15 protein-coding genes are annotated in these 15,406 nt (G+C 52.5%); 14 read left to right on the top strand and 1 reads right to left on the bottom strand.

The annotated features are described in order from the left end of the window. Positions 1 to 23 precede the first annotated feature (23 nt). Positions 24 to 1,007, bottom strand: a complete 984-nt coding sequence (locus tag NQD60_RS03410; protein WP_257101071.1) for a TraI domain-containing protein — start codon at positions 1,005 to 1,007, stop codon at positions 24 to 26. Between the two features lie 490 nt (positions 1,008 to 1,497). Here NQD60_RS03410 and NQD60_RS03405 point away from each other — a divergent pair, with 490 nt between their 5' ends. The 14 genes from NQD60_RS03405 (at position 1,498) to NQD60_RS03340 (ending at position 15,386) form a co-directional block, all read left to right on the top strand. Next, positions 1,498 to 2,577, top strand: coding sequence for a CpaF family protein (locus NQD60_RS03405; protein ID WP_257101070.1), 1,080 nt, complete (start codon positions 1,498 to 1,500; stop codon positions 2,575 to 2,577). Between the two features lie 19 nt (positions 2,578 to 2,596). Next, on the top strand, positions 2,597 to 2,878 hold the full coding sequence (locus NQD60_RS03400) for a hypothetical protein (protein ID WP_223694265.1): 282 nt from the start codon (positions 2,597 to 2,599) through the stop codon (positions 2,876 to 2,878). Between the two features lie 25 nt (positions 2,879 to 2,903). Then, positions 2,904 to 3,227, top strand: coding sequence for a VirB3 family type IV secretion system protein (locus tag NQD60_RS03395; protein ID WP_257101069.1), 324 nt, complete (start codon positions 2,904 to 2,906; stop codon positions 3,225 to 3,227). Beyond that, entirely contained in the window at positions 3,221 to 5,854 is a 2,634-nt protein-coding gene (locus NQD60_RS03390; protein WP_257101068.1) for a VirB4 family type IV secretion system protein, read from the top strand. The genes NQD60_RS03395 and NQD60_RS03390 overlap by 7 nt, the downstream gene beginning before the upstream one ends. Beyond that, the gene (locus NQD60_RS03385; RefSeq protein WP_257101067.1) at positions 5,844 to 6,659 is read left to right on the top strand and encodes a conjugal transfer protein TrbJ; all 816 of its coding nucleotides are present in this window, start codon (positions 5,844 to 5,846) and stop codon (positions 6,657 to 6,659) included. The genes NQD60_RS03390 and NQD60_RS03385 overlap by 11 nt, the downstream gene beginning before the upstream one ends. Before the next feature lie 19 nt (positions 6,660 to 6,678). Further along, positions 6,679 to 6,957 carry a hypothetical protein gene (locus tag NQD60_RS03380; RefSeq protein WP_257101066.1) on the top strand — a complete coding sequence of 93 codons (279 nt, stop codon included), beginning with the start codon at positions 6,679 to 6,681 and terminating at the stop codon, positions 6,955 to 6,957. 4 nt (positions 6,958 to 6,961) lie between these two features. Beyond that, a complete protein-coding gene (locus NQD60_RS03375; RefSeq protein WP_257101065.1) occupies positions 6,962 to 7,981 on the top strand; it encodes a type IV secretion system protein in 1,020 nt (339 codons plus the stop codon). Between the two features lie 20 nt (positions 7,982 to 8,001). Then, entirely contained in the window at positions 8,002 to 8,733 is a 732-nt protein-coding gene (locus tag NQD60_RS03370) for a type IV secretion system protein (protein ID WP_257101064.1), read from the top strand. Next, positions 8,730 to 9,653 carry a TrbG/VirB9 family P-type conjugative transfer protein gene (locus NQD60_RS03365; protein ID WP_257101063.1) on the top strand — a complete coding sequence of 308 codons (924 nt, stop codon included), beginning with the start codon at positions 8,730 to 8,732 and terminating at the stop codon, positions 9,651 to 9,653. The genes NQD60_RS03370 and NQD60_RS03365 overlap by 4 nt, the downstream gene beginning before the upstream one ends. After that, complete coding sequence (locus tag NQD60_RS03360) at positions 9,654 to 10,952, top strand: TrbI/VirB10 family protein (protein ID WP_257101062.1); 1,299 nt, start codon at positions 9,654 to 9,656, stop codon at positions 10,950 to 10,952. Continuing rightward, positions 10,949 to 11,776, top strand: coding sequence for a TcpQ domain-containing protein (locus NQD60_RS03355; protein ID WP_257101061.1), 828 nt, complete (start codon positions 10,949 to 10,951; stop codon positions 11,774 to 11,776). The genes NQD60_RS03360 and NQD60_RS03355 overlap by 4 nt, the downstream gene beginning before the upstream one ends. A gap of 16 nt (positions 11,777 to 11,792) precedes the next feature. Next, positions 11,793 to 13,535, top strand: coding sequence for a type II secretion system protein GspD (locus tag NQD60_RS03350; protein ID WP_257101060.1), 1,743 nt, complete (start codon positions 11,793 to 11,795; stop codon positions 13,533 to 13,535). Further along, on the top strand, positions 13,535 to 14,842 hold the full coding sequence (locus tag NQD60_RS03345) for a hypothetical protein (RefSeq protein ID WP_257101059.1): 1,308 nt from the start codon (positions 13,535 to 13,537) through the stop codon (positions 14,840 to 14,842). The genes NQD60_RS03350 and NQD60_RS03345 overlap by 1 nt, the downstream gene beginning before the upstream one ends. Positions 14,843 to 14,951: 109 nt before the next feature. Beyond that, on the top strand, positions 14,952 to 15,386 hold the full coding sequence (locus NQD60_RS03340; protein ID WP_257101058.1) for a hypothetical protein: 435 nt from the start codon (positions 14,952 to 14,954) through the stop codon (positions 15,384 to 15,386). Positions 15,387 to 15,406: the final 20 nt, after the last annotated feature.

The raw sequence follows: 15,406 nt of genomic DNA, 5'->3' as shown, positions 1-15,406 counted from the left end.
TCGTTCGCACGTTACGTTAAGACCTAGTCCGCCTGCGGGCGGCTAGTCCACAAGCTTAGCGCACTATCCTGCGCCTCAAGGTATGCAGGAAAAGCAAGCTGAGTTTCGGTTGAAGCTTCGGTTACGGTTGCAGATGAATTGGATACGCCCTCAGAGGCAGGCATCACTAATCCAGTCTTGGCCATAACTGGTTGGCTAGCACGCGCCACGATGCGGGCCATAGGGTTACTTTGAGATTCACGACTCAACGCGTCGAGCAACTCATTCAGCACAGGCGGATGTTCGCCTAACCAAGCTAACACTGGCCGCGGAATGAACCGTTGCAGCAAAATCAAGGCTAACTGGCCCGCTTGACGATGATCCAAGCGCTGCGATGACGAATGAGGCTGAACTGGCTCGAAGGTGTACCATGCACCGCCTTGCTCGCACATCGTGCCGCCGAGCACGATCCAGGGCCGGCGTTGGCCCCCTTGGGCATCGCAGATCTCAACCCCAAAAGCCACCAAGCCTTGCGCCACTCCCTGCAGCACAGCCATCGCCAGCACCGCATAGCTGTAACGGGCAGCTAACCGCGCTTGCTCTTCAGCGCCCCTCCCAACTGGCAGGGCATAGGCATTTCGATAATGCAACGCATCTCGAGCAAGCGACATGATATGCATAAACAAACTGCAGTCTTGGCTCAACTGGGCGGTTTGCGTAGCGGGCAATAATTGCACAAATTCACCGCAGCGCTGTAACAACGGCTCAACGTCGCGGCTGAAATTTTCTGGCGTAAAAGCCAGTTGCTGGCGAAGCCTATCCAGTACACGGCGTGCTCCTGTACGCTCGATCAATTCTTCATATGGCAGTATCGCCAAATGACGTGTGCTTGGCGCTTGGGTCGTTGCGGTAGCCATCACAGGCAAGCGACACCTTAAAGATGGGCCATAACGCAACCCACAAACAACCAGCCCGCACACCACGGCCAACCCGTATAGCCAATCACGTTCAAACCAAGCGAGCAACATAGACAGTCCGCATCGATTGCAGCACAGTGAAAAATATCACTTTAAGCAAAAAGTCGGCTCGGCCGAAAATTTGAGTGCACGCAATGCCATCACGTCGTGCACCCAACTACATGACAAAGCTACTTTACGCTATTAAACTATAAAGTTTTCTTGCTTTCCCTTAATCATTTTTTCTTTGTTCTAAAAATATTTATTCTTATTTAACCTAATTCAAAAAATTATCTAACTTATTGTTTTATATTACTTTTTAAACAAATAAAAATTATATTTTCTTATTAAATTTATTACTTTTAATTATTAAAATAAAAATAAACCTCATAAAATGACTGCGCAGTGTACCAACACACCGTGCAAGCAAATTACAGACAGCCGCCAATACATTTTCTAAAGTACGTTTTGTCGGTCGCTTCCTCTTGCGCCGACAGGTCTTTCCCGCCGGGTGTGATCCCCGCCTGGCGGGGTTTTTTTCAATCTCAAAAAAATGCCAGACATGGATAAGTCCGCCGCCGCCATGGCCAAGCAAGTTCTAGATGAGCATTTACGACCCATTCGCCCGTTGTTAGATGATCTCGACGTGCAAGAAGTCATGATCAATCGCCATGACAATATTTGGTTTGAACGCAACGGCAAGATGATTTATTTGGCCGACATACAACTGGCTAAAGCGAGTCTTGAAGCATCGATTACCTTACTCGCCAATTTAAATGGCAAGCCCGATACATTGATTATGGATTGCCAGTTACCTGATTTGCGCATCGCCAGCGCACGCCAGCCAGTGGCCATCCACGGTCCAATGCTCTGTATCCGAAAGCATATGGCACACCACCTTAGCTTGCCAAATTATGTGGCGAGTGGCGCGTTTAATACCTTGCCGCACACACCCCAGAACTCGCCTCAAGGTGCCGCCCTGGCGACCTCCCCCAGTGCGTTTTTACGCCAGGCAATGCAAACCGGCGGCCAAGCCTTGCAACAGTTTTTTGAATGGGCCATTCATTCCCGCCAAAATCTGATTGTCTGCGGTTCGACTTCATCAGGTAAAACAACGCTGCTGAATGCATTAATTGAAGTGATCCCTAACGATGACCGACTGATCACCATCGAGGACACTAGCGAACTCCAAATACGCGTCCCTAATTACGTATCGTTTGAAGCCCACCCGGCCCGAGGCGTCAATCTGCGCGAGCTGGTCCGACTGTCCCTACGTTGCCGGCCGACACGCATCATCGTAGGTGAAATCCGCGGCGCGGAGGCCTTTGACCTGATGGATGCACTCAATACGGGCCACCCTGGCTCGGTCGTTTCATTTCATGCTAATTCTGCCGAATTAGCCCTCACGCGCCTTGAATCCTTAATCCGTATGGCGCCTGAAGCCCAAAACTGGCCTTTGGCCGATCTGCGTCAGCAGATCGCCGCCACTTTCCGCTATGTGGTGCAAGCACAGCGTATCGGTTCTCTACGAGGTCCTTGGGAGATTCGAGAAATCCTCGGAGTCGCCGGCAAGCGCTATCAAACCCGCTTGCTATTTTCCAAAATCCGACAAGCAGCAAAGGCTTATGACACTGTTCAATAAGCTCAAATTTGGAGCGCACATGACAATACTTATCTGGCTGTTATGCACCTGGTCATCTTATGCTTATGCGGGCATCTGGGGCGGCGGTTTATGCCGCTTTTATAAACAGGTCGTCGATGACGAACTAATCGCCTTTGTGAGCATCGGTTCATGTGCGCTCGCCATTATTTTATGGATGCTAGATGACAAATCGTCAGCCATTAAATTATGGATTCTGCGGATCGTGGCAGCAACGCTCATGATCTTCAATCTCCCCATTTTCTGGACGACCATCTTTGGTCGCTCGCCAGTGTGCGGTTAAACTCAAAAATAGCGCGAGAGCATGTATGTCTAGCCCACATCCTACCCTTCATGCCCAAGTCAAAAAAGTGCTGATTGAGCGTAAGCGCTTACTGGCGGTGGACAAGCGCATGATAGTGGTGCTGGTGGTAAGCGTATTTCTGGTGGCTGCCACCTTGCACAATTATTGGGTTTTGCTCGCGGCCCTACCAGGTTACGGCGGCATGTGGCTCGCCGGCCGACGAGACCCTGACCTGCTTGATATCTACCTCAAATACCGACACCAAGCAGGCCATTACGAGCCCCGTCAACAACTCCGGCAAACACGCCATCAGCGTCCATTAGGCTTTGCTCGCAAACACCTATGTTAAAACTTAAGCACCCCAGTACCAGCCCTTTTGAGCATGAATCACTGGCCGCCATCGGCCAGCGCCATAACGCAGGGATACGCACGTGCGCCGAACTCGTGCCATGGCTTTTTGCTTGCAATCAGCAGACTCTAGTATGTAAAGATTCTTCCTTGCTTGCGGCCTTCGAGTATAGCGGCCCAGATACTGACAGCATCACGGCTGGCAGTATGCTCAAATTAATTGAAGATTTAACGCAATCTCTAGTGAGTCTAAGCCATCAACCAATCACTCTCTGGTGGACTGTCTATCGCCGGCAAATCAGCGGCTATGACACGCTACCGCTACCAGACCGGTACGCTCAGATGGTTGACGACGAACGGCGGCGCGCCTTTGAGCAAAGCGGTAGTTACCTAAACCACCACTACCTGACCATCGCCCGGCCACCTGAGGCAGGCCTAGACCGCTTCTCCGGCAGACTCTCCCATGCTTTATCGCATGATGGCCTACCGCTTTACAAAGCACTCTGGCAAGCGGTGCGCGGCACCTTCTCCGATCAGTACGCATTTGCCTATACTGCTGATGAGTTACACCATCAAGTAGAGGACTTTGAAGCATTATTAAGCGCCTTGCTGGCTGGCTTGCCCAACCTCAAATGCACGCGCTTAAGCGGCGATCGACTTAGCGCTTTCTTGCACGCCGCTTGTTCACCCTGCGCCGAAGATAAAACCACCACGGGCCTCTCCGATCACCCATTTCTGGATGTCGCGCTACCCGATACGGAAGTGATTCCCGGCCACGATTTTTTGTTTTTTGAAGGCAATGGCTGCAAACGTTACGCGCTGGCACTCAGCGTCCCGGTAGCTCGCGAGAACTGGCCCGACCAGATCGCACCCACGACCCTTGACGACTTACTCAAGATTAATGGGGAACTCACCCTCAGCCATGTTTTCCGCCTCGCCAGTCGAGCTCGGGCAGAACGTTTTATCGATAGTATGCGCAAATATCACGATAACCGACGGCTAGATATACGTGGACTGCTCAGTGCTGCCTTAAAAAAAGGCGACACCGAACAAGTACGGCAGAACCAAGCACGCGCCCAAGCCGCAAACCAAGCAGATACCCTACGCGGCGAGGTATCAATGGGCCAAGAAGCATACGGCTGGTACAACCTCACCATGCTTGCCTGGTCGCCGGTATTTGAAGCCGGTGGGCCTGATACTGCGCAGGCCGCAAGCGCCGCGCACTCCGCCTACACGCAAGCGAGCGCCACCTGTAAAGCCGCTGAAGAAATCATGCGCGCCGCCCATTTTATGCCGGTGCGCGAAAAACTTCATGCCCTGTCAGCTTTTACCGTGACCATTCCCGGCATGTGGAGTGAGTGCGCGCGCTGGGCCTTTATTGATGCCCAGGTACTCGCGCGGCTTGCGCCCCTACGCACGGTCGCCCAAGGGGAACGCTATAACCCACACCTGAGCCAGGAAATGGGCATCGATTGCCCTGCCTTAGCGACCTTTCCAACCGAATACGGCACCCCTTTTCATTTCACCGGATACTTTAATGATGTCGGACATGTGCTGCTATGTGGCGACTCCGGCTCCGGCAAAACTGCGTTTCTCAATCTTAGTTGGACGCTTTTTCGCAAATATCCAGGGGCCATGATTTACTTATTCGACAAAGATTATTCTTCCCGCATTCCGGTGCTGATGCAAGGGGGGACTTATCTAAATATCCAGCCCGAAAATGAGCATAGTGCCCGCTTCAATCCAGTCGCCTTGCTGGCGCATGAACGTCACTTTGAATGGCTCAAAGACTGGATTCTATTTTTAGGCAGCTTACGCGGCTACACCCCTAATGCACAAGATGACGCGCAACTCGTCAACGCCCTCCGTGCAACGCGCCATATCGATCGCAAACTTTGGCAACTTCACGCTATTTATAGTCAGCTGCCCGATGGGTCCTTCAAACAACAACTGGCGGCGTGGGTGGGGAGTGGCGTTTACGCTCATTATTTTGACAATCTTGAAGATAGCTTTGCCAGCACCAGCATTATGGGCATTGAGTTAGGCAAGATTATCCACAATTCACTGGTGGCCCCGGCGCTGCTCGATCTATGCTTTTATCAGATTGACGATACGCTCACCAGAAACCGGCTAAATGGCAAAATAGCCCCGACCTTCATCGGCTTGCCAGAAGTATGGCACCTGCTTGATAACCCGCGCTTTGCCAACAAAATCGTGGATTGGGTCAGCACATTGCGCAAAAAGCTCGGCTGCGTCTGGATGGATACGCAGTCCCCCGAAAGCTACCTTGATTCACCGGTTTATCCAAGCCTGCGTGATAATGTGCCAACCTGCATTTTCTTGCCGCCTAGCGGCAACCTCACCCCTTCGCAACGCGAGGCACTAGAAACTGGCTTCGGTTTACATGCGGGCCAAATCCACGGCATCGAAAAAGGCACGCGCAAACGCGATTATTTCATTACCCAAAAAAACGGCTTTGCGCGACGCCTCTCGCTTACATTGGATCGCCGGACACTTGCCATACTACGCAGCGAACTGAGTGCACAAGCAATTTTCGAGCGCCATTACCGCTCGGGCCACGCCGCTTGGCAAGCGCGTTACTTTGAAGAAATGACCCATGTTAGCTAAGCTGCATAAGCATTCTTGGCACACGCTTTGGTGCCTCATCGGACTCTGCTCGGTTACGCCTACCCTAGCAGGCGGTGGCGTAGGAACGCCCATAGGAGGCGCCACCGAATTAACGCAGATCATGAATCACGCCGAGTTGCTAGCCAGCGTCAGCCAACAAAGCACCATGGTCACCCAAAATATCACCGCACACATTACGCGCATGCAGCAATATATGGCGATGCTGCAAAACCTTGCGCAACTGCCAGCCCATGTTTTAGAACAAATTATGGCGCCCTGGCAACATCAGTTGCAAACGTTTATGCAACTTGCCCATTCAGTTGACGCACTATTAGACGCCACCCAGCAAACACACGCTTTATTTAAGCGCAGCCTAAGCGAAATCACTCAGCTTAACCTAGCCCCCCAACAATGGCTATCAGCCTATAGCAATTTAGCTAAAAACCGAGACAGCCTGTATCAGCAACAATGGCAACAGGATCTAGCCGCCCTCGATACGCTCGCGAGTCGCGCCCGCAGTGTCCACACTCTATCGCATCAAATTCCAGGCATCACGAGCACGATCCAAGGCCTGCAGCTTCTCAACCAACAAGCCTCGATCTTAGCTGCTGAAATGCTCGAATTACGTGCTTTGATGCAGCGCCAGTTAGCGCTGCAAACGCAAGATCGGTTGGAACAAGAATGGGCGAACAGCGCCCTCTTCGATCTGCTCCGGGCACGTCAAACGCACGCACAGCAACTCGATATGCACGAGCGCCAACTGATCAACCACGGCCCATTCTATGTCTTACAAGATCAACCATAGGTCATTGAGGAGACGCACCATGCCCCTATTTTTGCGCTGCTTAGCCCATCGACTCTGCCACAACCGACATGAAATTTTTCAACTGCAGCGCGCTTATCACCGCTATGCGAGTGCCCCGCAGCAGGCAACCCTAGATCATTTGCGCACCCCACAGGAGTTCGGTAAACCGCGTTTGTCGCTGGCTTGGGCTTGCTGCCGCTTAACCCTAGAACAGCCCACAGTATTGCCTGCTGGCATGTTAGCACTCGCTGGCCTGTTTTTTTTCATCGTCTTGCATCTCATTGCGAGCATAGGATAGCTCGATGAATGCGAACGATCCAGTGGCCATTGTGAACGAGCTCTTCCGGCTCATGCAGAAAATTGGGCTTGGGCTATACGGAAAATTCATTGGTGAAGGGATTGAATTGCTATTCGTTCTGGGGCTCATCATGGCGACTTGGCATACATTGATGTGGATGCTAGCCGACTCTACTGTCGACTATTTCATTAACCAGTTGAGCTTGCTCGTTAAGGTTGCCATCATTTTATTGATGCTAACTGGCTGGACCGACACCGTGCGCGATTTTTTGGTCGGCAATATGGAGCGAACCGTCCAGCAGATTAGTGCACATAGCACTGATCCAGTCGAGACAGTGCGCACCCTATGGAGTGCTGCCCAGACGATTTTCTCGCTCACCCGCGCCAACGCGGCGAGTGTCTGCGAGGAATTACCCAAGCTCGCCGACGATGGCACACCGTTGCCCGGCACCCAAAAAACGTGCTACCTCAGCCACGGCAAGAACCATCAAAGCGGCTGGATCGATACTTTACGCAATTTATCGTTTGTATTACTGTCATTTGTATTCAAAGTCATTGCGGTGCTAGCGATTGCCCAAATGGCGATTGCCTTCATGCTAGTCGCTCAAATGTCATCTTTCTTGCTCGCCATTGGCTTTTGCCTGGGGCCCATTATGCTGCCCTGGTACCTCTTGCCAGCCACTGAGTTTCTATTTAACGGCTGGCTACGATTCATCATTGTCGCCGGCTTGTACAAAGTAGTCGCTTGGCTCATGCTCACCATTGTCCAAGCTGGGATCACTCCCGCCACGCAGAAATTAGTTCTGCAATTGAATGCTAGCGTGAGTAGTCATGTCAGTTCTCCACTAGATTTTAATTGCCTCACTATGCTTGGGCTTGCTTTCACCTGTAGCGTAGGGGCTTGCATGATGTGGCAAGTCCCCCACATTGCCCAAGGAATTGTTTCAGGCCATAGCGCTCTCACTCTGCGCGGCTTTGGCAACAGCACTACTGCTGGGCATTTGCGTACCAACAGCAAGCGCTAAATAGCCAGAGACTCACCGCCATGCAATTTTTAAAACGCCCCCCGCAAACAGAAAATTCACCGCCTCCTGGCACAACGCTAGAAGCCGTCAATACCTGGTTTGCTTATTTTCAGAAGCCACTCCTGAATGCCCGATGGGCGCGCCTAGCGGCAGCCGGATTTTTCACGCTCGCCATGATTGAAGCGATAGCACTGATCCAACTCCTCAAAAGCGCGGGTCCGCAGCCTTATTTTATCGAGCATGATGAGCACTCTGGAGCGGTCTATTTATCATCTCGGGTGGCACAGCAATTTACGCCAAGCGCCGCCAACATCACCTATTTTCTGCGTATTTGGGCAACCCATATGCTCTCGATCAAACCAGATCCAAGGCAAACCCAAGAAAATGACATCCCAGCGGCAGCAGCCTGGACTATGGGCGCCGCAGCTCAGGCATTTACCGAATATTTCGAGCAGACTGACCGGATTGCCGAGCGCATCGCCAAGCAACCCGGCCTAACGCGTGAAGTCGTCGAAAATTCAACCTCCTATGCGGCTGACGGTAAAGTGGCCTATATGGTCTTCACCCTGATTGAACGCCTCAATGGCATCGAGACAAATCGTACACAAAAAATATTAACCGCCAATTTCGTTCTTGCTCCCGAACGCTTTAACGAACAGCAGCGTCGAACTAACCCGATTGGCCTAGGAGTGACTCACTTTACGCTCACCCCCTATTACGGCCCAACTTCCCCAACCCATGCTGCATCATGAAATTGCTCCGTAGTGACTGGCTACAGCTGAATCAGCTTGGGACCGCGTTATTAACGGTTTTGCTCCTCGGCACCGCGCAAGCTGCTAAGCTCAACCCGCCCGCCCCCAGGCCAGCACCTGCGACCATGCACGCTGAACCCACCGCGCTCGATCCCAAGTTGGTCGTGTATACCTATGATCCAGATTACACCTATCCGGTTTTAACGCAAACCGGGCGGCTGACGCATCTTGAATTTGAAGAAGACGAATTAATCATCGGCATCTATTTGGCTGACCCCAAAAGCTGGTATCGTAAAACCGCCATCACGCGACGTGATTTTTTTATTCAGCCCAAGCTAGCAGGGCTTACCAATACAGCGACCATCATCACCAACAAGCGTCGTTATGAATTGATGCTAACACCCGCCGCCGATCAATATTACCAGCGGGTATCTTGGCAACATAACGCCAGCGATCACCTAGATGGATTTATTCCTGAGGTCACGGGTAACCCAGAGAGCACCCCTACGCCACCAACACGACCCACGCTCACCCCGTCATCTAAGCAGACCAAAAGCCGCGAGCCTAATCAAGCAAGCGCTCATCTACCGATAGACCTAGCACACGCCAACTTTGACTATACCGTCAAAGGCAAAACGCCATTTAAGCCCATCGCGGTCTTTGACGATAGCCGCTTCACTTGGCTAAAAATGCCACCTATTCAGGAAATCCCAGCTGTCTTAATCCTCGCTCAAGATGGCACAGCTGAACTGGCTAACTTCATGGTCCAGGGCGATTATTTTGTCATCCGGCAAATACTTGACCACGGCGCTTTGCTCAAACTCGGCAAAGACGAAGTCCGAATCTATAACAACCGAAGCCAGAACTGCGGTTTTTGGGGCTGCTCGAATCAACCAATCACTAATCTGTGGGAACACTAAATGGCGTCTACCCCCCTTTCAAGGCCAACCGCACCGCGCGTCAAACGTAATATTGTCCAAGTCTTACTCACGGTACTGATGATTTCTATGTTGGCTATCGTGCTCACACGCCGCTTCAGCGGTGCGGCTCAAACACCGACACAACGAGAGGCTATAGAGCGCAGCACTGAATATAGGGCGCAAGCGGCTGGGCATGCCGCGGATATCCGCTTAGCCCTGCGGCAACAAGCCGAACACGCCCATCAACTGACCCAGCAAGAAAAAGCCAAAACGCCAAGCGAGCCAGCAACGCCTCTCGCCATGGCACCGCCTCTACCGCCCGAATACAGCAGATTGTTGACCACCAGCCGTCCTTTGGGACAATTAAGCGATGAACAAAAGCTCTCGCTCGAGCGCGCCAGAGCAACACTCAGTGATGACACTGAGATGGCGGTCTATGAGATCGAAGATCGTCGTGCGTTAGAAAATCATCTAAGCACTCACCCCGGTGACAAGCTGTATCTGCCTAATCTCACGCAATTGCCCATCGCCGCGGCAGCAGCGCCTACCGATACGCACCATCACACCGCTCTACAGCAACTGATGAGCCAACCCAACACCTCTTTCCCAGCGGTCAGTCATGATGAACGCTGGTTGCAACGCCAAAGTGAATACACCAGTAGCCAACCTCTTTTCCCTACGGTCGCCAGCTCACCCTATCTATTGATGATGGGCGAGCCTATCCCCGCCGTCACCCTACAAAAAATCAACAGCGACTTGCCAGGGACCGTACGCGCAATGGTGACACGCGATATGTATGACAGCATCCGCGGCCGCTTCAAAGTAATTCCCCGCGGCACAATTTTAATCGGTATGAGTAACGCCGATGTCTCAGTCGGTCAAAGCCGCCTACTAATTGCCTTTAACCGCATCAACTTCCCAAGCGGAGCGCATCTAGATATCAGCGGCGTCCCCGCCATTGAACGGAGCGGGTCAGCCGGCTTAGAGGCCCATGTGAATAACCATTTCTTGCGCCAATTCGGCCAGGCGTTTTTAGTGGCGGGGATTGCCACTTGGGCCGGCCGCCAGCAATCTGCGCCGCCTAATATGACCATCAACCTCACGGGTACAGCCTTGCCCTCAACATTTTCACAAGCCGCCGCGCAAACACTTTCAGAGGTCGTGCAGCGCATGCTGGATCGTCACCAAAACATTAAGCCTACGCTCACTTTGCCAGCTGGCGAGAAAATCACCATTATCGTTGCGCGCGATATGGTGCTGCCTCCTGCTGTGGTCTCAAATTACGAGAGTACTCTATGAAACATGCACCCACCCGGCTCTTGCTCATGCCTGCGCTGCTCAGCTTGTTGTGCGGTTCAAGCGAAATACTCTACGCCTCTGACTTGGTTCAAGCACCTAGGTCTAATCTTGTTCAAGAACTTAGGCCCCCAGCCGCCGTGCCTCAAATAACCTCACCCCAAACGCGCACGCCTACGACGTATCACTTTGACTGGCATATATCAGGGGCGCCAGAAGTCGCGCCAATCCAGGTCTTCGATAACGATCATAAGCTGTATGTACAGTTTCGCGCCGGCTCACCTACACCAGCGATTCTGGCCGAAAAGCCTGACGGACAGGTTCTGCTTAACTGGCAAGCAGAACCGCCCTATATTGTGCTCAACCAATTTGCATCACGCTTGCATTTTCGTCTTGGTAAACAGCTCGCGCAGGCCTGGCGCAAACCTTCCAAACAGCAAAGCGCCACCGCTTGGCCTGCAAAAATAGTAAAAACTGTCTCTCCGAATGCACTATTTCTGCCCGCAGCCCCCCAAAAAATACCACCAACAATACAACAGGCGCAGAAAAAATCAGCCACCACCCAGTGGCAAGTCAAACGCACCGACGAGAATTTACGGCAACTGCTGACACGCTGGGCACAGATTGATGATTGGCATTTAATCTGGGATGTAGACCATGACATCCCGATTCAAGCCGAGGATCAAAGCCAAGGCAATTTCAAAGAAGCCGTGCGCCGCGTGTTGGGCGCCACAGCGTTAACCGAATACCAGGTTAAGCCATGCTTCTATACGAACCGTGTCGTGCGCGTGGTGCGTCAAACGACCGTCTGCAACCCGCACCAATAAGCTTTCCAAAGCCGCTATGCACACTCTCTGCCATCCACTTTTTGCGGTGATCACGGCGCTGGCGTTAAGCAGCTGTATCTCGCCTCAGTTGGTACAACAAACCCGCGCAAATATTGATCGCGCCCAAGCCGATGCTCAGCGACTGCGTACGAGGCTGCTCACACAGATGGAGGGCAGCAAACCACAGGAAGCCATCAACGACGAAGTCGATCTGCCCTATTTAGCCGGTAAGCCCGTACCCCTCGCGCGTGAAGTCACCCTACCCTATGCACTACGCAAGGGAGTCAAAACGGCTGTGATGTTCCCAGAAAAAACTGTTCCTCTGAATTTGGCCGCCGAACGCATCACATTAGCCACGGGCATTCCGGTTAAGATCGACCCAGATGTCTATTTATCTGCCTCAGCACTATTGCCCCGCGCACAAAGCAATGACGCCGCACTGCATACGACACATGCAACGGGTGGCAAAGTAGACGCACCGCTGACCTCGACCGCACCCAATCCATTGCTACAGCATATCCCGCCAGGGTTCGCCAGCCTGCATGCAGTAACCCCGTTCAATGCGCTGGCCCAGGTTGAATTCCAGCCTGGTGAAATACCGCTCAATCAAATGCTCGATCTGATCGCCACGCGCTTATCCATTAACTGGCTATATGATGAGGTTAGGGGCGCCATTCGCTTTTATCGGATGCTCACCAAAATCTGGCAGCTCCCTGGCGCCGCAGGCGAAATGTCTTTTACCACGGCCTTTCAAGGCAGTACTGTTCAATCCAGTAACGCCAACGCTACGCTCCTGCCGCAAAATACTTACGCCAACTCTGCCGCTAAGCGTGAAGCCACGCATGTCAATGAATTGAACTCAATTCGTCAGAGCATCGAAACCCTGATGACCCGGGTGGGCTCGATTGCAACCAATGCCGCTACCGGCACGATCACGCTCACTGACACCAAAGAGGCAGTAGAGCGCGCAGACGAGATCATCACCCGCGAGATTCATATCCTCTCGCGGCGCGTGCTGCTTAAATTACAAAAAATACAGGTGCTCACCCATGACACAGGCCAAGCTGGCATCGATTGGAATATGGCGCTCACCACGGCTCTGTCTAAGCTGCCCGATTTCAAGCTGACAGCACACTCACCTGCCTCGTTGGCCGGCTCTCATGCTGCTGGGTTTAACCTCAATCTCTTGGCTGGCACACTGAATAACTCAAGCGCGCTCATCACTGCTTTAAGCGAGATCGGACGTGTGCAATCCTCCACCGAGCTACCGATGACCATTCGCAACCGCCAACCCATGAGTTATGACATTGGCAATGCCTTTTCCTATGTCTCAGCAGCCCTGCCTGCCACCTCTACGGTGGGTGGCACCGGCGGCGTGCCGGGTCTTAAAACCAGTCAAATTTCAACCGGCTTAAAGCTCCTGATCTATCCTAATGCAACCAGCAAAGATACGGTCGATCTGACTTTCTCGATTGAAGATTCAATGCTTAAAAGCCTTGATCGATTCGATGCCGGCACAGGCCAGCAAGCCCAATCCGTGCAACTACCGAGTATCGATCGCCAGGGTACTACCTTACAAACCACTGTACGCAGTGGCTCGACCATTGTACTGACTGGCTTTGAACGATTCGATGATCAATTTCGACGCAGAACATTAGGTGAGCGCATACCGTTGCTCAGCGGAGGTTCAATCGCAGCAAGTCGCCAGCGCACCACGACCCTAATTGTGATTTCTGCGGTGATTCAGGACGATATCTAATGCGCATCATTGAGATCGACGGCAAACACCTGGCTTTTGGCTTACGCTGGAAGCCCCTGATCAGCGCTCAAGAATCTTACGAGTCGCGGGCTCTAACCGAAGCGGATAAGCTCAATGCAAGCCTGATCTGGCAAGATGGGAAAACCCCGCTGCTCGGCGCTTATAACGGCATACTACCCACTCAGCTTAACCATCAACCCATTTATGCTGCCGCGCATATGCTAGCGGCCATACCCGGTTGTGGGCCAAACGTACTATTAGCCCTCGGCGACCCAGCAGGGACGCATTCACTATGCGGGATTTTCCAAGGCCGACCGTGGGGAAGTGCTACCGCCAGCGGCAAAAATTTCGATCAAGTCGGGCTATCTAACGAAGAGTTAATGCACCTCATCAGACAGTTTGCCGAATTATGCGGCAACGATGACTATACGCTACTCGGAAATATAACGCTCGCAGAATGCAACCCATTTACATTAACTGAGCTAGCGCGCTTTGCTAGCCCGGCTTCCCGCATGGTTCAGCCGCGTCGCAGAGTGTGGCGCAGCTTCATAGTATGGCTGCTCATGGGGGTTTGCCTCGCCACTGTCAGCTATGCACTTTACGCACACTGGGGGAGCAAACGTGACGCCACTGCAGCCCCCAAATTATCCTTTGAACAGCAGTATGAACAGTCAATCAACGCACGCAACCAGCCACTGCTGAATGCCCCTGCGGTGATCACCGCCTGGTTCAAATGGGCCACAGCGCTGCCGCTGACAGTCGGCGGCTGGCACCTAAAAAGCATCGACTGTACGGTACAACCGTCTCCCTCAAAATGCTTACTGAATTATGAACGCACATTGCCGCAAGCCACGCAACAGACTTTTGTGGCAGCGACAGTGCATGATTGGGCCGAGCACATCGATGCGGTCGACGACAAACGCCTACAGGTCAATTTGGCTATGCCCAGCGCTGCGACGACGAGCCTACGGCACTCTCTGCCTAACTTGCCAAATGAGCGTGAAATCCGCTTAAATTTCATTTCACAGTTACAGCGCATGCAACAAATCGCCCATACCAAGCTTGAGGATTTTCACGTGTATGGCATACCCGCGGGCGTACCCGCCATGGCGATTCCCCATCCAATTAAACACGCAGCGTGGGAAGTCAACGGGCCATTGCACACGATGGCTTTGTTTGAAACATTTCCAGCCATGACCAGTGTCACTCGGCTCGCCCTCACCATTAAAGACCCTCAGCCAGTGGCTTCACTCAAAGCATCGAGCTTGATGTTACACGTTAAAGGAGAGATTTATGCCCGCGATTAATCGCCTCCCCCCTCACCCTATGAGGCTGGGACTCATACCAATAGTGCTGTATTTACTGAGCATTTTCAGCATCGCTAGCGCTCAAACAGTCCCTACAGTAGGCGAGCTCATGCAACTAGAAAGCCAGCTCAAACTACAAAAACTGAAAAATGAGCTGACTCAGACTAACCTCACACCTCCAGGGCAACTTAACAGTAGACTGATGATGACAAACATGCCACCGCTTGACTCGGCTCTTGCTAAATCCGCAGAACACCCTCGTTACATTGCCGCTTTTGGCATTGCCCCCGATTATCGCGGCTACCTCACTTGGGGGGAACAAATCTATCCTCTCTATCCCGGGGCAATAGTCCGTCACTCTAAAGTGATCGAACTCACCCCCCAAAACGTGAAATTGCGCCATCCAAACGGCCGGATTCGCTCAATTCCATTCGCTTTCGATACTCGCATTGCACGGCCTATCACCACGGCGCCCTCAACGCCACCGGATCTCCCACCGTTGCCAGCAGCCACCAAACCATTGCGCCCTTCGGTCGAGCCTTAAACCAAGTCTCCACTAGCCCT

This window comes from Mycoavidus sp. SF9855 (assembly GCF_024582735.1).
GTDB lineage: Bacteria > Pseudomonadota > Gammaproteobacteria > Burkholderiales > Burkholderiaceae > Mycoavidus.
This window is presented reverse-complemented; position numbering and strand designations above follow the sequence as displayed.